The sequence below is a fragment of the Coprococcus sp. AM100_B19A genome (assembly GCF_027662015.1).
In the GTDB taxonomy this organism is placed as follows: domain Bacteria; phylum Bacillota; class Clostridia; order Lachnospirales; family Lachnospiraceae; genus Allocoprococcus; species Allocoprococcus comes.
Genome location: NZ_JAQDKN010000013.1, coordinates 70,733 through 90,202, shown reverse-complemented (window position 1 = coordinate 90,202; position 19,470 = coordinate 70,733). Strand labels below are relative to the sequence as shown.

27 protein-coding genes and 1 pseudogene are annotated in these 19,470 nt (G+C 44.2%); 1 reads left to right on the top strand and 27 read right to left on the bottom strand.

The features are described from left to right. The 27 genes and pseudogenes from PGQ33_RS12840 to eno all read right to left on the bottom strand — a co-directional run. Positions 1-92 (bottom strand): PrgI family protein (locus PGQ33_RS12840; protein WP_270205853.1); only part of this gene is annotated, 92 nt, incomplete at its 3' end. Positions 93-115: 23 nt separating this feature from the next. Next, positions 116-985 carry a VirB6/TrbL-like conjugal transfer protein, CD1112 family gene (locus PGQ33_RS12835; protein ID WP_175301079.1) on the bottom strand — a complete coding sequence of 290 codons (870 nt, stop codon included), beginning with the start codon at positions 983-985 and terminating at the stop codon, positions 116-118. A gap of 12 nt (positions 986-997) precedes the next feature. Then, a complete protein-coding gene (locus PGQ33_RS12830; RefSeq protein ID WP_330663275.1) occupies positions 998-1,225 on the bottom strand; it encodes a Maff2 family mobile element protein in 228 nt (75 codons plus the stop codon). Further along, entirely contained in the window at positions 1,179-2,789 is a 1,611-nt protein-coding gene (locus tag PGQ33_RS12825; RefSeq protein ID WP_055228425.1) for a recombinase family protein, read from the bottom strand. Before PGQ33_RS12825 ends, PGQ33_RS12830 begins: the two co-directional genes overlap by 47 nt. Before the next feature lie 111 nt (positions 2,790-2,900). Then, a complete protein-coding gene (locus tag PGQ33_RS12820) occupies positions 2,901-3,089 on the bottom strand; it encodes a transposon-encoded TnpW family protein (RefSeq protein ID WP_002569233.1) in 189 nt (62 codons plus the stop codon). Then, positions 3,086-3,940 (bottom strand): ATP-binding protein, encoded by an 855-nt coding sequence (locus PGQ33_RS12815; protein WP_055222989.1) that lies wholly within the window; start codon positions 3,938-3,940, stop codon positions 3,086-3,088. The genes PGQ33_RS12820 and PGQ33_RS12815 overlap by 4 nt, the downstream gene beginning before the upstream one ends. Further along, the gene (locus PGQ33_RS12810) at positions 3,937-4,686 is read right to left on the bottom strand and encodes a phage replisome organizer N-terminal domain-containing protein (protein WP_117979564.1); all 750 of its coding nucleotides are present in this window, start codon (positions 4,684-4,686) and stop codon (positions 3,937-3,939) included. The genes PGQ33_RS12815 and PGQ33_RS12810 overlap by 4 nt, the downstream gene beginning before the upstream one ends. After that, positions 4,676-4,888, bottom strand: a complete 213-nt coding sequence (locus tag PGQ33_RS12805) for a hypothetical protein (RefSeq protein ID WP_118090905.1) — start codon at positions 4,886-4,888, stop codon at positions 4,676-4,678. The genes PGQ33_RS12810 and PGQ33_RS12805 overlap by 11 nt, the downstream gene beginning before the upstream one ends. A 184-nt stretch (positions 4,889-5,072) precedes the next feature. Then, on the bottom strand, positions 5,073-6,695 hold the full coding sequence (locus tag PGQ33_RS12800; RefSeq protein ID WP_270205852.1) for a relaxase/mobilization nuclease domain-containing protein: 1,623 nt from the start codon (positions 6,693-6,695) through the stop codon (positions 5,073-5,075). Continuing rightward, entirely contained in the window at positions 6,667-7,062 is a 396-nt protein-coding gene (locus PGQ33_RS12795) for a plasmid mobilization protein (protein ID WP_118090899.1), read from the bottom strand. Before PGQ33_RS12795 ends, PGQ33_RS12800 begins: the two co-directional genes overlap by 29 nt. A 661-nt stretch (positions 7,063-7,723) precedes the next feature. Beyond that, on the bottom strand, positions 7,724-8,212 hold the full coding sequence (locus PGQ33_RS12790) for a hypothetical protein (RefSeq protein WP_002569239.1): 489 nt from the start codon (positions 8,210-8,212) through the stop codon (positions 7,724-7,726). Positions 8,213-8,326: 114 nt separating this feature from the next. After that, positions 8,327-8,632 carry a hypothetical protein gene (locus PGQ33_RS12785; protein ID WP_002569240.1) on the bottom strand — a complete coding sequence of 102 codons (306 nt, stop codon included), beginning with the start codon at positions 8,630-8,632 and terminating at the stop codon, positions 8,327-8,329. Positions 8,633-8,795: 163 nt separating this feature from the next. After that, a complete protein-coding gene (locus tag PGQ33_RS12780; RefSeq protein ID WP_442872456.1) occupies positions 8,796-8,936 on the bottom strand; it encodes a Maff2 family mobile element protein in 141 nt (46 codons plus the stop codon). Between the two features lie 121 nt (positions 8,937-9,057). Beyond that, the gene (locus PGQ33_RS12775; RefSeq protein WP_330663276.1) at positions 9,058-10,917 is read right to left on the bottom strand and encodes a VirD4-like conjugal transfer protein, CD1115 family; all 1,860 of its coding nucleotides are present in this window, start codon (positions 10,915-10,917) and stop codon (positions 9,058-9,060) included. A 23-nt stretch (positions 10,918-10,940) separates the two neighbouring features. After that, positions 10,941-11,432 carry a PcfB family protein gene (locus PGQ33_RS12770; RefSeq protein WP_118575383.1) on the bottom strand — a complete coding sequence of 164 codons (492 nt, stop codon included), beginning with the start codon at positions 11,430-11,432 and terminating at the stop codon, positions 10,941-10,943. A gap of 85 nt (positions 11,433-11,517) precedes the next feature. Beyond that, entirely contained in the window at positions 11,518-12,312 is a 795-nt protein-coding gene (locus PGQ33_RS12765) for an ATP-binding protein (protein ID WP_175301078.1), read from the bottom strand. Further along, complete coding sequence (locus PGQ33_RS12760; protein ID WP_270205850.1) at positions 12,312-13,130, bottom strand: replication initiator protein A; 819 nt, start codon at positions 13,128-13,130, stop codon at positions 12,312-12,314. The genes PGQ33_RS12765 and PGQ33_RS12760 overlap by 1 nt, the downstream gene beginning before the upstream one ends. Positions 13,131-13,140: 10 nt before the next feature. Further along, complete coding sequence (locus PGQ33_RS12755) at positions 13,141-14,022, bottom strand: replication initiator protein A (RefSeq protein WP_270205849.1); 882 nt, start codon at positions 14,020-14,022, stop codon at positions 13,141-13,143. Further along, positions 14,015-14,407, bottom strand: coding sequence for a hypothetical protein (locus PGQ33_RS12750; protein WP_270205848.1), 393 nt, complete (start codon positions 14,405-14,407; stop codon positions 14,015-14,017). Before PGQ33_RS12750 ends, PGQ33_RS12755 begins: the two co-directional genes overlap by 8 nt. A 13-nt stretch (positions 14,408-14,420) precedes the next feature. After that, positions 14,421-14,819, bottom strand: a complete 399-nt coding sequence (locus tag PGQ33_RS12745) for a single-stranded DNA-binding protein (protein WP_005344165.1) — start codon at positions 14,817-14,819, stop codon at positions 14,421-14,423. Positions 14,820-14,832: 13 nt separating this feature from the next. Continuing rightward, the gene (locus PGQ33_RS12740; RefSeq protein ID WP_270205847.1) at positions 14,833-15,231 is read right to left on the bottom strand and encodes a hypothetical protein; all 399 of its coding nucleotides are present in this window, start codon (positions 15,229-15,231) and stop codon (positions 14,833-14,835) included. A 115-nt stretch (positions 15,232-15,346) separates the two neighbouring features. Further along, entirely contained in the window at positions 15,347-15,670 is a 324-nt protein-coding gene (locus PGQ33_RS12735) for a DUF6050 family protein (protein WP_118440640.1), read from the bottom strand. Next, positions 15,660-15,827 (bottom strand): hypothetical protein, encoded by a 168-nt coding sequence (locus tag PGQ33_RS12730; protein WP_173725558.1) that lies wholly within the window; start codon positions 15,825-15,827, stop codon positions 15,660-15,662. The genes PGQ33_RS12735 and PGQ33_RS12730 overlap by 11 nt, the downstream gene beginning before the upstream one ends. A gap of 4 nt (positions 15,828-15,831) precedes the next feature. Next, positions 15,832-15,966, bottom strand: a complete 135-nt coding sequence (locus PGQ33_RS12725; RefSeq protein WP_015524546.1) for a hypothetical protein — start codon at positions 15,964-15,966, stop codon at positions 15,832-15,834. After that, the gene (locus tag PGQ33_RS12720; protein ID WP_118440642.1) at positions 15,963-16,868 is read right to left on the bottom strand and encodes a ParB/RepB/Spo0J family partition protein; all 906 of its coding nucleotides are present in this window, start codon (positions 16,866-16,868) and stop codon (positions 15,963-15,965) included. The genes PGQ33_RS12725 and PGQ33_RS12720 overlap by 4 nt, the downstream gene beginning before the upstream one ends. After that, entirely contained in the window at positions 16,858-17,643 is a 786-nt protein-coding gene (locus PGQ33_RS12715) for a ParA family protein (protein WP_117593543.1), read from the bottom strand. The genes PGQ33_RS12720 and PGQ33_RS12715 overlap by 11 nt, the downstream gene beginning before the upstream one ends. 295 nt (positions 17,644-17,938) lie before the next feature. Beyond that, a pseudogene (gene eno, locus PGQ33_RS12710) lies at positions 17,939-18,406 on the bottom strand (phosphopyruvate hydratase); the annotation flags it as partial. 217 nt (positions 18,407-18,623) lie between these two features. On the opposite strand from eno, the gene PGQ33_RS12705 reads away from it, so the two are divergent. Beyond that, a complete protein-coding gene (locus PGQ33_RS12705) occupies positions 18,624-19,466 on the top strand; it encodes a YitT family protein (RefSeq protein ID WP_270203706.1) in 843 nt (280 codons plus the stop codon). The last annotated feature ends 4 nt before the right edge of the window (positions 19,467-19,470 follow it).

The following is a 19,470-nucleotide window of genomic DNA, read 5'->3' as shown; positions in this document are numbered from 1 at the left end:
AGTGAAAAGAAAATCAGCTGCCGCTTTGTCAGATTTAACGCTACTTTTGTTTTGACCTTGGTAAGGTCTTTTGGTACTGGTACATACGCCATGGTATGCGCTCCTTTCCTGCCCGCTAATGGGCATTGAATATTGATTTGCTAAGGCTTCCGGTCTTGAATAATGAAAATGCAAGAATCACGGTATAAGCCGCTACTGAAAACATTGCTGCATGAAGGTCACTGGATATGGTCATTGCATTTACTAAAACTGCATAAATTCCCACACAGACCATCATGAAGAATCCCTGAAATGCCAGTGCGAACAAGCCTTTTAAATAGTTGTTTCCGATATTGCCCCATTCCTTATTGGTCATGGTGGCAAACGGAATTGGTGCTATGGAAGTATAAAGGTAAATTTCTATCATTCTTCCGTACAAGATTACCGTAATGATAATTGACAGAATGTGCATGGTAACACTGATCAACATCGTTTCCATGGATAGCAGGAACAAATCCCCTAACTCCATATCCTCCAGGGCATCCACAATCCGTGTAATTGCTTCTGTTGCATCCACCGCAGTGTTTCCTGATATCACCCCGGCGGCATTGTTGACCACATGCTGGCCAACATCAAAGACCGCCATCGTGATATTGAACGTATTTGTCACCAGATAAATGGCTACATACGCTTTGAAGATCCAGAGGAAAATGTTATAAGTCTCAAATTCATGGAAATTGTTTTTCTGTGTTACCATCGTGATCAATTCATAGCACAGGACAAAGGTGATGATCAGTCCCGCAATGGGGACAATCACCGTTTGGGATAAATTCTGAATCAGATTAAAAATCCCTGCATTCCATCCCTGCGGTGTCTGTCCCACCTGCCCGGCTATGGTTCCCACCTGCTCATTGACAGACGTGAACATGTTATCCAAACTTGACTTGATAAGTCCGATCAGGATATCCTTTATCGCTTCCGTAATTCTCTCAATGATGGTGTTCATCTACCACTCCTCTTAAGAGAACAGGGTTGCCAGCTGTGGAATCAGGGTAGTTCCCAGCAGCATGATTCCGGCACCAGCCATCAGCTGTTTGATGCCCTGGCTCTTTACTGATGTGTGATAAAGAAGTAATAGAAGTGTAAAAAATTTTGCCGTTCCTATCCGGCACATGAGGTATGTCGGATAGGTCGGGCGGTTATTCGGGCAAGTCCACCTTGCCAACAAAAGAATAATAAATCTCAATGTCCTGCCTACGGGTCTTGTTCTCGTCATAGCTGCACTCATGCACAACGATTTTCTCTACAAACTCCCGCAACAGAGTAGGGGTAAGTTCTTCAAAGCTGGTATGCCGCCGAACAACATTCATAAACTTTTCTGCGTTCACGGTGGCTTCCTGTGCTTTGGAAAGCTCCGCTTGGATAGCAGCGGCTCTTTCTTTCAGCTCCCGTTGTTCTGCTTCATAGTCTGCCGACAGCTCTGTGAAACGCTCGTCTGATATGCGCCCGGTCACGCTGTCCTCATACAGCCGCTTGAAAATAGCGGATAACTCGGCTATGCGTTTCTCGGTGGCTTCCAGCTCCTTTTTCTTGGCGGCGTTCCTGCGCTTGCCCCCGTCCTCGTTCTGCTCAATCAAGAGCTTCATAAACCGGGCTTCATGCTTTGCCGCATAGCTTGTCACTTTCCGCAGATTGGAGAGTACGCCAGCGGTCAAGAGGTCGGTGCGGATAAAGTGCGCCGTACAGTCATGGGTGCGTTTCTTGTAGTTGCCGCAGATATAACAGTCCTGCTTGCGCTTGTCCGTCTGGTATCGCTGCTGATACATGACACTACCGCAGTCCGCACAGAACAGTATGCCGGAGAACAAGCCCACTTCATCATAGCGGTTGGGGCGTTTGCGCTGCTTGCGAAGTTCCTGCACCCGTTCCCATGTCTGGGTGTCTATGATAGGCTCGTGGTGGTTCTCGAAAATCACTTGCTTTTCCAGGGGATTTTCTACACTGTGCTTGACTTTGTAAGAGAGCTTTTCTGTCTTGAAGTTTACCAGACAGCCTGTGTATTCCCGGTTTTCAAGGATATGCACAACGGTATTGGTCGCCCACTTGCACTCATAGCCGGGGTGGTAGCGGCGGGTGCTGCCCGTCCTACGGTATTCCAGCGTCCCCGGCGTGAGGATTTGCTGCTCTGTGAGCATACGGGCTATCTTAGTCGGACCGTTCCCGGCAAGGCAGAGGTTGTATATCTGCTTGACTACGGGTGCAGCTTCCTCGTCAATAATGAAATTTTCGTCCTCGTCCATGAGGTAGCCATACACAGGCTTGCTTGTGATGGGCTTGCCACTCATGCCTTTTGAGCGTTTTACTGCTTTGATTTTCTTGCTCGTATCTCTCACCAGCCATTCGTTAAAGATATTCCGCAGCGGGGCAAAGTCATTGTCGCCTTGTGCGCTGTCCACTCCGTCATTGATAGCGATAAAGCGGACACCTTTCTGTGGGAAAATCATTTCCGTGTACATTCCCACTTGCAGGTAGTTTCGCCCTAACCTCGACATATCCTTTACGATAACTGTCCCGACTTTTCCGGCTTCAATGTCCGCAAGCATGGCTTGAAAACCGGGTCTTTGAAAGTTCGCACCAGAATAACCGTCGTCCGTGTACCAGCGCAGATTGGAAAAGCCGTTCTGCTTTGCATAGGTTTCAAGAATACGCTTCTGGTTGGAAATGGAATTGCTCTCGCCTTGCAGCTCGTCCTCATGGGAAAGTCTTGGGTAAAGGGCGGTAATTGGTTGTTGGTTGGTCTGTCTTAACATAAAATCCTCCGTTTCCGACAGCCAGCCCCACTATTCCGTACCTTGATTGTACCACATGGGGCGGCGGTCTGTATAGCGGCAAAAGCGTCAAATCTGCTTCTTTATGGTCGGTCAAATCGCCGTTTTTTGTGTAGCAGCTTCCGCTTCCAGCACTTTCATCATCTTGTCGGCTGCGGTATCGGTTGCGCCCTGCTTGAAGAAGCCGGAAACGGTAAGGACGGAGTTGCCCATGCGGATTTCCGTCACACAGTCCGGGCGGCGGTCTGTTTTGGTGGTGCTTGTCTGTTTCGTTTCTGTCATAGGCTCTCCTTTCGCTGCTTCATCAGTTGCTTTAAGCGTTCCAGCTTTTCCTGTGCGGTTTCCTTTCGGAAGTTGCTGCCCGTGAAGCGGACGGGGGCGCACATGGAAGTCAGCCTGTCATAGATACGGGCGTGGGGCGTGTCCTGCGGGTGCTGCAATTCCTCCAGCGTGAGGTTGGTCGTGGCGATCAGCGGCTTGTCGCTTCGGTAACGGCTGTCAATCACGCTGTAAACCTGTTCCAGCCCGTATTCTGTTCCTCGCTCCATACCAAAATCATCAAGTATCAGCAGGGGGTAGCTGCAAAGGCGGGAAATATATTCGTTCCTGCCATCAAAGCTGGCAGCAAGGTCATTGAGTATGGTTGCAAAGTTTGTCATACAGACGGCAACCTCTTTCTCCATAAGGGCGTTGGCGATACAAGCGGCAAGGTAGCTTTTTCCTGTCCCCACGCCGCCCCAAAACAGGTAGCCGATATTTTCAGCCTGCATGGTTTCCCAGCTCTCCACATAAAAGCGGGCGGTTTCGGTCTGTGGGTTTCTGCCGTTGTCATGCTCAAATGTCCAGTTCCGCATAGCAGGGTCGGTAAAGCCCCGGCGTTTCAAGTCCTCCACTTTTTCAAGGTGCTTCTGTCTGCTTTCGGCGGCTTGTTGCTTTTCACGGGCTGCTCGCTGGCAGTCGCAGTCTGTTGGGTGGCGGTCACGCCCGAAACAGGTCTTTCCCTCTGCAAAGTAGGCTTCTTTTGGCGTATGGCACTTGCCGCAGTATAAAAGCCCGTCCTCGCCTGTGTAGTCCTCCGCTTCGGCGGTAGTGGCTGTAATGTCCGTAATCATAGCTTCAATCTCGTTTTTCATAAGCTCTCGCCCTCCTTGCATGAGTAATCGGGTATGCCCTGTTTCGGGGCAGCCTTGCCTTTGGCAGCGTCCTCCTGCGCCCACTTGTAAATGGTGGCTGCATGGCTGTGGTACTGCTTCCCGGTGGAAGCGATATGGCAGGAAAGCCGGTCAATATAATACTCCCACTTGTCGGGCAGCTCTGTTTTCAGCCCAGAAAGCTCTGTATCGGTCAGTATCACATTGTTGTATCTGCCATAAGTAGCGGGGGCGGGGTGTCCCGTTTCTCCCTCTCTCTCTTTTTCTATCTCTATCTCTTTCTCTAACTCTATCTCTATCTCTGGTGGACGAATGTCGGACAAATGTCCGCCTTTTGTCCGGGGCGGTAAAAGTGCCTTGTTTTCCAGCCTTGCAGCCCGTTTCCTCTCGGCTTCGGTAGAGGACTGTCCTATCATCAGCTCAATGTCGGTCATATAGAAAGCCCCACTGTCAAGCTGCTCCACAAGCCCCAACTGCCGGAAAATCTCCAAAGCCCTCTCAACCGTCCCTATCTGGTGGCGGGTCAGTGTCGCTATCATCTGCGCTGTGTAGGGGATATGCTCGTCAAGCTGCAATTTCCCGCCGTTTTTCAGCGATTTTAAGTACAGCTTCAAGAGGATATTGGAGTATAAAATCCCGTCTTTCATATCTTCCAGCAGCACAATGGAGTCGCTGTCAAAAAAGTTCTCTTTCAGCTTGAGGTAGTAATACTTGCGGTTATCTGCCATTGTCCCTGTCCTCCTTTTTCCGGCGTTTGGAGTAGTAGCGGGGGCAGAGTATGATAACCGCCCGGAAGCTCTGCTTGCAGCTATGGGTACAGCCCCGGCAGAGGTCGTTGTATGTGATACGGTCGCAGGTGGTATTCCCGATTTTTACTTGCCGCAGGAAAAAAGACCATTCCAGCCGCCGTTTCTTGCTCATTCTTGGCATGGGTGCGCTCCTTTCTGCCGTTTCCGCTGGTGTGGCGGTATCGGCGGTAATTCTGTATTATCTCGGTATCATTTTCGGGGTTTTTCTGCCCTGTAAGTCCCTTAAAAAATCCTTTGGTATTGCGGGTAGGGTACGGGGCAGCCCCCTTGTTCTGTATGGGTTCGGGTACATTTTGGGGTGGTTTTTATCGCTCCTGTTCCTGCCTTTTCACAGGCTTGCGCTCCCGGCGTAAAATCTGGTCGATATTGCCCTTGACGGTCTGTAAGCGGCGGTATTCCTCCCGTTTTGCCCGGTAATCGTTGTAGCCGCTGTTTTTCTCTTTGATAAGGCTTTCAATCTCTGCTTGCAGGGCTTTATAGCTCGGCAGCTTGGAAATGCCGTTCTCCCTGAAATAGCGGGCGGCTGCGTCTGCTATGATAAAGTCGCTTTCGTGCTTCTGTCGGTAGGCTGCTTTTGCTTTGGCGTTTTTCTGCTGTTTCAGCCCGTCCCGGACAGGGCGGGTCTTGGAATAGGCAAGCACCTGCCGTTGCAGCTCCTTTTTCCCGTCCAGCGTCTTTTCCACCTGCTTCAGCTCTGTAAGGCTTTCCTGCATGGCGGCATAAGCGGCAGAACAGGCTTCGTCCAGTTCCTCCGGGGAGGAAAAGCCGTACTGCTGGTAGGCGGTAACGGTAGCTGCCATTTGCTTTAGATTGTGCTTTGCCGCCCAACGGTCATAGCCCACGCCCTTGCCCTCGGCTCGCTTGGCTTCCCGGTCAACCATGCGCTGCAAGGTGTTGTCTGTCGGGGTGGTTTTTGCGGCTTTTTCCTCTCGCAAGCGTCCCTTTTGGGTGTGGGGGTATTCGGGTATGGCTGTGGTCTGTTCGGCGGCTCTGTGGGCGTTCTGCGTGAGCAGGGCAAGGACAGCAGCCTTGTCAAAATCGTCCCCCAGCTTCCGGGCTGTGATAGGCTTTGTCCTGTCCGGCGTGAGGTAGGAAAGCCGCCCCCGGCTCTCCTTGACGGTCACACCCTCCCGCAGCAAAAGGGAAGAAAACTCGTCAAAGCTGCCAGCTTGGGAAAGTGCCTGCCGTATCGTCCGGCGCAGCTTCGCCTTGTCCGTTTCAAACTTGGTGGGCTTGGTCGGCTGTCCTGCGGCTTCTCTGGCGGCGTTCTCTTTATCAAGGGCAAGCTGCCCTTTCTTTGCCGCCCAGTATTCCCGTTCGGTTATCCGTTCCTTGCTGCCGTTCAAGAGGTCGATTTGGTAAAGTCCCTCCCGGTGGCACATCTCCATGACTTCACTCTTGAAATATTCCATAGCGGCATTGGTGCAGCGGTGCTTGCAGCCCTCCCGTGTATCGGCTGGTCTGTCCATGTAGGGCAGAAGCGGGACTTCATAAATCCGCAGGGAGTTGATGACGATATGCACATGGATATTGCCGCTGTGGTTATGCCCGTCCGGGTGGGTGCATACAAGGGCTTGGTGTCCGGGGAAATGTGCCTTGCAGAACTGCTCGCCCAACTCCTGCGCCCGGTCTACGGTCAAGCCGTTGTCTGTCCCGTCCCGTGGGTCAAAGCTGATGATATAGTGGTGGCTTTTCACATCTTCCCGTTTTTGGTTTTTCTCATAGCGAAGATTGGCTCGCATACAGGCAACGGCGAAATCTTCGCCCCCGCAGTTTGGGGAAGAAATGCGGTAATCCTCCCTCGGTATCAGCCGCCCGTTTTCATCAAGGGTGGGCTTCATGGTAAACTCATCATGCTCAAATGTGAGATAGGCTTCCGCTGCGCCATAGTCGGCATTTTTAGAGCTGATATGTTTGAATGTTGCCAACAGCGTCACCCACTTTCTGCAAGACTTCAAACTTTAGGGCAGCAAGGTCGGAAACCGCTGCCCGTACCTCCCCGACAAGCTGCGGGTAGGGGCTGTGCCACTCGTTCAGCGTTCGGGCTATCTGGTTTAAGTTGCCGCCGATCCTGCCGTATTCGGCGGTCAGCTTCCCGACAGCGGCAAGCAGCTCGTCGTTGACGGGGGAAACGGTTATGATGGGGCGTATGGCTGCCCCGGTTATGGCTTGCCGAATAAACTCGGCTTGGCTCATGTTGTAAGCAGAAAGCCTTTCCGCAAACTCGGCGTATTCTTCCTCGGTCATGCGTGTCTTGACTACCCGGCTGCGGTGCGGTGTGTTGTATCGTTTCATGGTCGGCAGACCTCCTTTCTGTGTATGGTGTCCTCTCACTAATAGGAGAAAAACAGGGTGTGAAGCGGAACTGTTTTTGAAAAAATCCCCTCATAAGTCAGTACAAAAATCAGCAAAAAGTTGCCGTTGCTTTATGCTGTTTTTTTGTTTCCCCGCAGGGGATAGCAGGGTTTGGGGAAGGCACTCCCCAACAAGATTCCCGCAGGGGCAAAATGAGTGAAAAGCGAATTTTGGCACCTCGGTAGAATCTTGCTCTAAGAAACTGCCGGCCTGCCGTTCACTTGCTACTGCCACTTTTTCAGAAAATCTATAACCAGCTTTTTTTATAAAAGGCTGCGGGCTGGCGTTTTTCCCTTACTCCCTACAAACCACAAAAGAGCAGAATGGACGGACTTTCCGGCAAGAACTTTTCCGGCGGCTCGGTCTTTCCCGACAATAAGGCGTTTCGGAAGCTGCGTTTTGCCCGCTGTCTGAAAAAAATGGCAGCCTTTTTTGGTTTCACTGTCTAATACGGAACTTTTGGAAATTTGCCAAAAATGGACGCAAAAAAAGCAGCAAATCTTTTTCGGATTTACTGCTTCATGTGCCGCTGCGGTGCGGCGGGATGGATATTCAGTTGAAATAAAAGAGGATGGTGGTACTTTAGTCTATCGACTCTTTACTAACTATTAGGTAATCTTGAAAGATTTTCCTTGAATTTATCTAAAGAATGTTCATTGTTTCCCGCAAAAATAAGTGGAATTGTATATTCATATGATATGCCATTTTCATAGTCCGATAATTGTATTTTTATAGTATCATCCCTCTCATCTTTAGGTGCTATATATATGAATGAATTTTTATTTATATCAGATATTTTCCCTTTTTCAGAAGAAACAGTATAACCCCAGTCTGTTAAATTTGTCTTTATTGTAACTTCTGTTTCTGTTTCTTTTCTAGTCTGCAATGCTGTTTTATCGATTTGGATATCAAAAGGAGTCGAACCTAACAATTCACTGTTTATATTTACAAGTTCTTCTCCATTTGTTTTAGAAATATTAGATTCATCTTCATAATTTTGTTGAGATTCATCTTTTGGTGTTTCTCTGTTACATCCTAATAAAAAGCATAAAATAATTAGTACTAATACAGAAAGTTGTTTTTTTTGCATTTATTTCTCCTTTCATATTATCAAAGAAAGCACTGAGAGTACTTTCAAGAAATTTTGAAATATTCACAATGCTTTCTATTTTTTGATTATAAACTTGCCGGTAATGATACTATGTTAATTTATCTCTTTCGCGTAACCTTTGTTGCAATATACACATGCACCATTCACCCATTTGTGAGACATTTCAATCGTCTCAACTTCATAAATGCTTACTTCTCCACAAATTAAACATTGTTTGTAATTATATACATGACGTGTCGCACATTTATCCCAGTCATCATATATACCAGGCATTTCATCTTCATATCCATAGTACTGGGGAGAACCCCAACTATGAGTATGAGCGGCAAATACAGTCATTGGAGCAGCTACAATTCCAGCTACTACTGAAAGTGCTAAAATAGATTTTCTTAAATTCATAAGTTCCTCCCTTTCCTTAAAAATACATAGCTCTTTGTTACATTGTCATTTTAACATAATAATTGGTAAAATGAAATAATTTATTTTCTATTTACGAGAAAATACTGTGCATATTATCTTATTTAGGAATAGTTAAGGCGGCTACCTAAATCTTTTTATTACTTTACCGCACATGAGCATTAGCGCCGGGATTGTCGTTTCCATATCCTTCCAGAAGGTTTACGACACCCCACACGCCAAGACCTGCGCCGATTGCGACTACAAGAGTTCTTAAAGTTGTAATTGCACTGCTAAAAAATGCCATATACATTCACCAAAACTGACTTCTTTCAGGTGTTTACGGGAATGAAAAAACACCGACTAAAAAGCCGGCGCACCTAATGTCAGTTATTCCTTTCCTCATTATTTTCCGTTCATTCCCAAGGTTACTTCGACAGATCTACTTGAATTACCTCCACCTCTTCTTCAGGTTTCGGTGTGTACTGCGGATTTAACTCTTTTTCTACTTTGTATCGGTTTTTCTCATTTTCATCTGCAAGATACCGATAATTTTTGTGTTTCGTGATATCATATTTGTCCGAAAAGAATGGTCTGGCACCACGAATCTGCAGGATACATTTTCCGCCATCCATGACTGCAATCTCATCTTCTGTCATCAGCTGTTTGCCCGTTTTCTGATAATTCAGTCCAAAGGATTTCTGATTACTCCTCGTCTCCGAAGTGTTATACAGGTCAATAGTTTCCTTCCCCAGAAGCTCGCTCATTTCCTTTAAGGTAGTTTTCTCTTTGCCACCAAGGAAAAGCGTAGTATCACAGTTGCCCAGAATCGTATCTGCGCTATCTTTGTACATTGCCTTTAACTGGCTCTGTGACTGCAAAATAATAGAAGCAGAGATTTCCCTGCTTCGGATAGTTGCAATCAGCTTGTCAAACTGAGGAATTTGTCCGATGTTGGCAAACTCATCAGCAATGACACGCACATGCACCGGAAGTCTTCCACCATATACATCGTCTGCCTTATCGCAAAGCAGATTGAAAAGCTGTGACTGTAACATAGCAATCACAAAATTAAATGTGGTATTCGTATCAGACATAATCAGAAACAAGGCTGTTTTCCTATCCCCGATCTTATCCAGTTCCATTTCATCATAAGACATGATCTCTCGAAGCTCTGCGATGTCAAATGGGGCAAGTCTGGCCCCACAAGATATCAAAATACTTTTCGCTGTCTTTCCAGCCGCCATTTTGTATTTTTTATACTGTCTGACCGCAAAGTGTTGCGGATCTCTTTCTTCCAGTTCCTGGAACATCATATCCACTGGATTCTGGTAAGTTTCATCCTCTTCACGGGTTTCGCTTTCATTCAAAAGATCAAGAAGGGTATTCAGATTCTTTTCCTCTTCATCCCCTTCATACCAGATAAAAGCAATCAATGCTGTGTAGAGCAATTTCTCTGCTTTCACCCAAAAATCTTCGGAAGCTTTTTCCCCTTCGCCTTTGGTATTTACAATGATTGTTGTCACCAGCTTCAGGATATCTTTTTCAGACCGTATATAAGCAAATGGATTGTAATGAAGGGACTTGGAAAAATTGATGGTATTCAGAACCTTAATCACATATGGCTCATGTACCACTTTTCCAGATTTATCTTTCATGATATTTCCATTCTTATCTTTCTTAGGTGGTCCCTTTGCTAACATCTTCCCGCACTCTTCAATCAAAGTGCCTTTCGGATCTGTAATGACCATAGAACAGTTCATCTGCATGACCGATGGTTTTACGAAAAAACGTGTCTTACCGGAACCACTGCCGCCGATGACCACTATATTTTTATTTCTTGCATACTTCGGCTGCTTCGGTCTGCTCTCCATGGTCAGTGCTTCTGTTGCTGTCAATGGAATGTTCATCCATGGATCTTCCGACATATAAGGCTTGATATCCTCTACGGTTCCCCATCTGGCTGAACCATACTCGATGCCTTTCCGTAATTTCTTTGCATCTGCCTGTTTCTGCCAGACCAACACTTTCAGAACGACTGCAACAACAATACCTGCTAGCAGATCTTTCCAGTTATTGCTTAACATAAAACCAGCAAAAATCCGGTCTGCGTGTTCCATTGCATATAAAAGTTTGTTCCCCATATCTTCTCCCGGACTGTTCCGGTAAAGAAAAAATGCCCGGTCTGCATAGAAAGCAGCCAGAGCATAAGGGATATTTGTAAGAACCAGTTTCTTTTTATCCAGGGCGGACAGCTTACCCCCGATTTTATTCTTCCACTTCTGCATCAGAGTTTTGCCGCTTTTCTTTTTCATCGACTCTGCTCCTGATGCCGGTTCTTTACTTTGTCCTTCGTCTTCTTTGGCATCATTGCCCGGTAAGCTGCAAGACGCTTATGAATGGAAGGCTTATTCGCTTTTTGAATCTGTTTCTGGGAAAACTCACGGAAAGCAGCATTGAGGGCATCCTGATCACGTCCCTTGAAAAATACCAGATAAACCGGAGGATCTTTGCTCTTGTCTTTTTTCAGAGCATAATTGATCCCGTATTTTCTGGCATACCGTTCAAAGGACTTGATATTTTTGTCCGTGATCTCGATATTGACCATCCCGGCATTCTGTTTTGCCAGCTCTTTTACCGTGACCTTTCCCTGTTTCGGCTGATTTTTCTGTGCTTTCTTCTCTACTGATTTCTGCTTTTGATGACGCAGATACGCAGCAAGAACCTTTTTCAACAGGTCTGCCGTAATTTTAGTAGCCCGAATACAGAACGTGACCGTTTTCTGAGTTACCTCTTCCTGCATGACTTTTCCCTCCTTTCAGCGATTCAACTGCTGTCCTGATCTGTAATCATGGCAATCACCCCCCCCTTCAATGAAAAAGGACAGATTAACCGGTAATCAGGTGCTGCACCTGTACGAGTTTTTCTGTCCCTTCTTCTTTTCTCTTGTCTTCCCCACCACAATAGATGGGAACACACATTTCAAGTATTCTGCTGTAAATGCGCTGATGGGCAGTATCCAAATCTGTAGATTTCATTTCATTCAGTCCCAGATTCGTTGTTACGATCAGCGGAAGCATTTTACAATAACGGCTGTCTATCACATTATAAACCTGCTCCAAAGCAAACTCAGAATTTCGTTCTATTCCTAAATCATCAATAATCAGCAACGGATAATCCACAAGATTTTGTATGATCTGGTTCTTATTTGCCTGATAGCTGGTCATTTCATTTAAGATCCTAGAAAAATTTGTCATCATGACACGTTCTCCCTGTTCCAAAAGTGCATTTGCTATACAGCCTGCAAAAAAACTCTTCCCGGTTCCAACTGGTCCCATCAGAAGCAATCCTACATTTTTTCTCTTCATATCTGTCCAGTTTTCTACATACTGCCTGGCAATTAGTATCTTCTGGTTGCTTCCATTGTCATTTTCAAATTTCCATTCCCAGAATCTTCTTTCCCGAAGTCCGACGGATTTTCTCTGATAAAGCTGCCGCTGTGCTTCTTCCCGCTGCATCTTCTCATCAAGTTCCTGCCTGGCTTTTACCTCGCATTCACACAAACAGGACACTACATGCTCAAATCCCATCAGACTAACTTTCATCTGTTTTCTTTTTCCACAGATACCACAATGAAGACATCCCTCTTCATCCAGATAATCTGCTGTTACTTTATTTTCCATCACAGGCTTTCTCCTTCCTGAAATTCATATTTATCCATTCCTGCCCTGGCTCCATCTCGTTCTGCCCAAAGACAGATTGTTGCAAAATGATTCTGATACTCTTTTCCACTGGATTTCATATAAACAGAAAGATGATCAATCCGTTTCTGATAATCCCATGGAAATAGCGTCATCAACTCCTGCAGTTCAGCTTCCGACAGAACAACATTTTTAAATCTCCCATACAGACCGAATTTTTCTTCCAAAGCGGGAGTATTGCTCTTACTCTTATCAGTATGATTCTTTTCAGTCTTATTTATCTTAGTATTACTTCCATCCAGATTCTTGCAGTCCGGACTTCTATTTTTTTGCGTTCCGGACTTCCAGTTTCTTGCAATCCGGATTTCCAATTCCTTGCAGTCTGGATTTCCAGTTTCTGGCGTTCCAGAAGCAAAGTATCTTACTGGCTTTCCTCTGCTCCGTTTCACAAAATTTTTCACATATATGACAGAAGGACGATTATTCCCCTGCCGATACCGTTCGATCAATCCAATTCCATGCACACTGTCAAGTTCATAAAGGAGCTTTGTTACAGTCGTATGGGACATCCGCAAAAGATCCTGCAGTTCTGCAATCGTATAAATGATATAGACATAACCGTCACTGTCAATCCAGCCATTTTTCTTTGATAGACTGATGCGGTCTAAAAGGATTCCATACAAGAGTTTTGCATCTGTGGAAAGACCCTGAAATTCCTTTTCTGTAAACAGGGCTTTCGGTATTCGGAAAAAAGAAAACTGGTCAGATTCTTCTGCTCTGAAGTATTCAAAATCTGCCATGATTTATTTCCTATTCTTCCATATTGTTGAAGTCATACCCTGCTGCACTTCCTGTGCCATGACACAATTCATCAAGCACATAATTGAACGCATTCACCGCTTCTTCCAGATAAATTTTCCTTGCCTCTTTATCACACGCATACATATCGGCAATAAATCCTTCATCATTTCCTATTGCGTGTACCAGAGTCTCCAAAACTTTCATAAATTTCTTTTTTGAACACTTTTTATGCTGCCTATTCACATACTTCTGAATGTCCAGTACTCTATCAGCATTTTCCTCATTTTCTTCCAGGATTCCAAATGCCAGGTCCATGCCAAATTCATAGCCATCACAGGAAATCTGATCAATATCAAGCTGTCCAAGCTCATCTCGATAATTTCTTTCTTCCATTGAAGTCAGTGGTGTCTCATATTCATCCAGATATCCCATATCCGCAATCGTTTCCAGAATATCTCTGGATGCTTTCACCATCTTGTCCATGATAATTTCTCTTTCTTCCATCGGCATATTTGCCATAATGCTGTCTAATGTCATCATTGATTCTTCCTCCATCTCATTTTCATAAATATCATTGATATAAAAGTGGTTCGCCTTTCCATTGTCTGAAATGATACGCACCAGATTACCAACTTGAACCAGTTCCTGCACTGCCTGATCTACGCCATATCTGGTCGTATTCAGGTCTTTTTTCATTTCACTTTTCGGATAGATTACAAATAAATCCCCTTCACCATCTACCCAGCCATTCTGCACCGCAAATTTTAAGTGATCCAGAAATAAGCTGTATAAAATCTTTGCTGTATTTGACAGATTTTTGTATTTTTCCATCTGGAACAGCATCTTTGGCACCTGCAGACAATCTACCGGCATATACTCCATCTTACTCATTGATTATTTCCTCCTTCTGTTTGTACAGCACTTCAGCTGAATTGATATTGATTTCCAACATACCCACAAATACCTGATAATACAGCAGGCATATCTGTTCATCCTCCCTTGCCAGATACAATCCTTCCAGTTCATTGGACGGATGTTTCATTCCATATACTGCCTGACAGATATCATGGATTTTCTCACATTCCACACTTCTAAGATGCAGCTCCAAGGTGTGGTTAAATCTCTGCCAGTCTTCCAGTTTCTGATTTACTGACATCATGCACTGGAACAGTTCCGCTGCTTCACATGCTGCTGACAGCACTACATTTTTGTTATTGATACTTCCATCGGCATTTTTCATATGCCCTACCATATACGCCTGATTTACTGAAACCATCTTTTATCCTCCTCTATCTAAACGGCATTTCTTCTTCCATGCCCTCTGGGATCTCTAAGAACCCTTCCGCATCTTCTGGAAATGGTGGTCTGTCAACCATTTTTGCACCTGCGAATTCAATCCGGTTTGCATACACTTCGGTGGTATAGATCTTTTTCCCGGTATCCTTATCTTCATAATTACCTGTGACAATCTCGCCTTCCACCATGACCTTCGTTCCCTGCATCAGATAATCTCTGGCAAATTCTGCTTTCTTTGCAAAAGCCTTTACCGGAATGAAACTGACTTCATCAGAATAATTTCTTCTGACTGCCAGAACAAACTTGGCAATCTTATGAAGTCCTTTTTCATTCTCCACTTCATTGTATCCGGGATTTCTTACCAATCGCCCGGAAATAACTGTTGTATTCATTGGCTTAACCCTCCTATGCTTTCATTGATTTGTAACAGATACCGATACATGGTCCACATTTTCCATAGACACATCCGTAACATTCATCTTTTTCCAACTCTTCCTGCTTCATTTCATCGGCAAACATTCCTAACAGCGTTGTGTAAATCTTTTTCATTGCCAGGAACTTCTCTTCTGCTTTTTCCATCTTCTCTTTGTAAAATGGAATCAGTCCACGAAGAACTGGATGGAAACGTTCATTTTCATCATCCCAGGCACAGGTTTTCATCATACAGCGTGGCTGTTTCTCATAATTGCCCAGATAATACGGGCAGAACGTACAGCTTCTTTCTTTAACAATTTCCACCGGAATCACTGGCATCTGACTTTTGATTTCTTTTGTTACATGCTTACTTTCAATTCGCTCTCTCATCTTAAAAATCCTCCAAGTATATATATTTGCAAAAGGGCTTTCCCCTGAATTGCCTGATTTTTGGTACAAAAAAAGAGGCAAGCTTACGATTTTATTTTCGCAAGCCTGCCTCTTATCAAATATTCAATTGTTTTCCGATGATATATCGTAAAATAACGTATACCGCACGGATTACATACACTGGAATCATGATACATCCAATCAAAGCTCCAATGATGACACTTAATGCAGCCATTCCAAGTGTTGCTGTGGTATCCATTCCTCTAGGGATTAGAATCAGCCGCATTTTATGTATTCCAAATGGTAATCCAGCAATAAATATCCACCAGAACCAATCCGTCTGTCCGCTGACTTTCATAATTGTTTTTGTCATCCAAAACCAGAATACCATAAATGCCAGTGGTAGAATTGATTTTTTAATTACGTCTTCAATCGTCACCTTTTTTCTCCCTCTGTCTGATTCCTTCCGCCACCTCCCGATTAAGGTTTGCCAATATTTCTCTAACCACAGGAGAATCCAATCGAAAGGTTTCCAGATCTTTCTCCGTAAGCTCCCTTCCGTTCGCATCATATCTTCGTACAATTTTTAAAGCCATACTTTCACTTCCTTCCTGCTGATAATCCTAATGTTTTCAACAAATGTTTAAACTTCTCTCTTTTTATCCGTTTAACACGTATCTTTTCTATCTTTTTCAGATAAACTTGTATTCTACTTGCCATATCTTCATTGCTCATTCTTTACCCTCTCTTTCTGCCCACGATGCCAGAAGCATAAATATAATTTCTTCCATCTGAGTCTTTGTATATGTCTCTGGAAAATATTGTTTCAATTTCTTCGCCGGAATCTGCACCTGAACTTTTTCAGTACTTTCATTCATGCAAATCTGATCAATCTCTGAATACGTCAACATCCGCTCTTTTGAAATCTGTTTCAATTCCTTTGCCTGCTTCATGGACGGTACCATACTGTGATTACTCATATACTGAAATAATATCTGCTGCTCTTCAGTTCTCAAATAAGAAAGTTCAACAGCTGTGTTAAAGGGAAGCTTCTTCTCGTCTGCCAAATCTAATAGCTCTGCTATTAACTCTGTCAAATGAATATATCGAAGAATCTGTCTGGAACTATCTCCTGTATTCTGACTGACTTCTTCTGCCGCCAACTTCTTGCCAACTTGGCAAGAAGTTAAATCAGAGCGTTTCCCCTGACGCTTTAACGCCTCATATTTCATTTTATAAGCAAATGCTTTTTCGCTGATCAGCAGCTCTTCTCGTTGAATGTTGGAATCTACCATAATTACCGTCGCTTCATCATCCGTAAGATCTTTGATGATAACTGGCATTTTCTCTAGTCCAGCAAGTTCACATGCTCGTTTTCGCCGATGACCAGCTACCAGCTCATAACCACCGGATTCTCTCAAACGCACAATACCAGGAACCAACACGCCATATTGTGTAATACTTTCTGCTAATTCTTCCATTTTCTTATCATCTCTTACTTGAAACGGGTGATTCGTAAATGGATGAAGACTTCCTATTGCTATCTCACTAATTCCATTGGTTGTCTCTTCGTTTGTTCCAAACAATGCATCAAGCGGCTGTAAGGAAACGGGAGTTGCTCTTTTTTTAGATGGCATCTTTCAGCACCTCCTCCGTCACTCTCCTATAAGCTTCTGTAGCTTTACCTTTCGGATCATAAGAGAAAATACTCTGTCCTTCTCTGACTGCTTCCTTCATTCTTACAGAAAATGGAATATAATTATCGAAGATATGAATTTGACTTCCATATACATTTCTGAGAAGTTCCATATTATTCCTGGCATCATTCGTATGAGCATCGACCATCGTAAATAGAATTCCACCGACTTGCAGCTTCGGATTGATTTGCTTACGGACCTTACCGATTGTTTTTAATAACTGCTGCAATCCTTTGATTGGCAGGTAAGACGCTTCAACCGGAATTAGTACTTCATCTGATGCAGCCAGTGCATTGATTGTGATCATTCCCAATGATGGCATACAATCAATGATAATTGCATCATATTGATCCTTGATACCATATAAAATCTGTTTCAATACATATTCCCTGCTCATTGCATTTACCAACTGTACTTCCGTACCTGCCAGTCCAATGTTAGAACAGATAATGTCTATTCCTTCTGCCTGATGCCTGATATAACAGTTTGAAGGAATATCTTCATCTTTCATTACTGTATCCATAAGAGCTGTAAGTGTTTCATTACTTTCATCACAATCACGATATCCAAATCCTGCGGATACATCAGACTGTGGATCGGCATCAACGATTAACACTTTCATATTTTTTTGTGCTAATCCTACTGCTAAATTAGCTGTACATGCTGATTTTCCCGTTCCCCCTTTTTGGTTTACAATAGAAATTACTTTTGCCATAATCTTTCCCTTCTTTCTTGTTAAATAAAAAGACTGAATCAGACAGCTGAGATATAAATCTCATGCGAGCTAATTCAGTCCAAAATATATTTTTATTCAATTATCACCGCTTTCGTGGTATAGTAAATACATCTCAGCAGAGTTCTGAAATTCTATTACTTCTGTACTGTGTTATTTATAAAAGAGAGGCCTTTCCTTCATAAATTCGTTGATTGGTTACGAAATTTATTTAGGACTAAATCGCTAGAGCCCTTGTATTATAAGGGGTTCTGCCTTGTGTCATTATAATAACACAAGCACCTCCATTTAAAATATTCATCATCGGCACTGGCATCTGTTTTGCATTTATCCCGCCAAGATACTGATACAGCGGAATTTCAAGTGCATTTGCCGCTGCCCTCGCAACAGCAAGTGACACACCCAGTATTGCGTTGGCGCCAAGATTGATCTTATTATCCGTACCGTCAAGTTCCAGAAGCATCTGATCGATCTTTGCCTGCTCTAGTACATTCATACCCAGGATTTCCCGGATGATCCGGTCATTTACATGCTCTACCGCATGTCTGACTCCAAGTCCCTGATAACGGTGCTGCCCGTCTCTTAACTCGATCGCTTCATATTTTCCTGTCGATGCCCCGGAAGGAACCATCGCCCTTCCTGCAAAATGACTCCCTGCAAGCACCTCTACTTCTACAGTCGGGTTTCCGCGCGAGTCCAGAATTTCCCGCGCAATAATATCTGTAACCGGTATATATTGGTCCATAATCCATCCTCCTTTTTGCCTTTTAGTATGTCCTTTCAGGCGCTGTATCATGCACGAAAATCCCCGTATTTTCGTATCATCGTATACATTGCGAAAATGCTCTAAAACGGTTGACTTCATACATTTTCGGCGTTACAATACCAACGGAAATCGGATGATATTTTTTCAGTATTTCATCCGTTTTCTAAAACTTTATGAATCGATCGGGGAATATAAAATGAGAGAAAAAATCAAAAATTTTACTGCAATGAGCGGAGCAACTCTGCTGATCGCAGTAGGGACTTATTTTTTTAAGTTTCCAAACAACTTCACATTTGGCGGAATCACCGGTCTTGCCGTACTGATTGCCAAAACCGGACTTATTTCTGCTGCCGACTTTTCATTCGTTGCCAACATGTCACTTCTGATTCTTGGCGCAATAATCCTCGGCAAAAAATTTGTTGCAAAGACAGCCTACTGCAGTGTCCTGCTTTCTTTTGCGCTTTCTTTATTTGAACGAATCTTTCCAATGAACCAGCCATTTACCAATCAGCCTATGCTTGAGGTAATGTTTGCGATTGCACTCCCGGCACTCGGTTCTGCAATCCTCTTCAATATCGGATCTTCCAGTGGCGGTACAGATATTATTGCCATGATCCTGAAAAAATTTACAAGTGTTGACATCGGACGTGCACTGGTTTGCTCAGACGTTGCGATCACCGTTGCAGGTTTCTTTATCTTCGACATAAAAACAGGACTTTATTCCTGTTTCGGACTGATCATCCGTTCCTTCCTTGTAGACAGCTTTATTGAAAGTCTGAACCTTTCCAAATATTTCAACGTTGTCTGCAGTAATCCGGAACCGATCTGTGATTACATCGTCCACTCACTTGGCCGAGGCGCCACAATCTGTGAAGCACACGGAGCCTTTACCGGTGAACATAAATACATTATTTTTACAGCGCTGAACCGTCAGCAGGCAATCAAACTCCGTAATTTTATCAAGACAAATGATCCTTCTTCCTTTATTCTGATTTCCAACACCAGCGAGATCATCGGAAAAGGATTCCATAGCATTTAAAAGA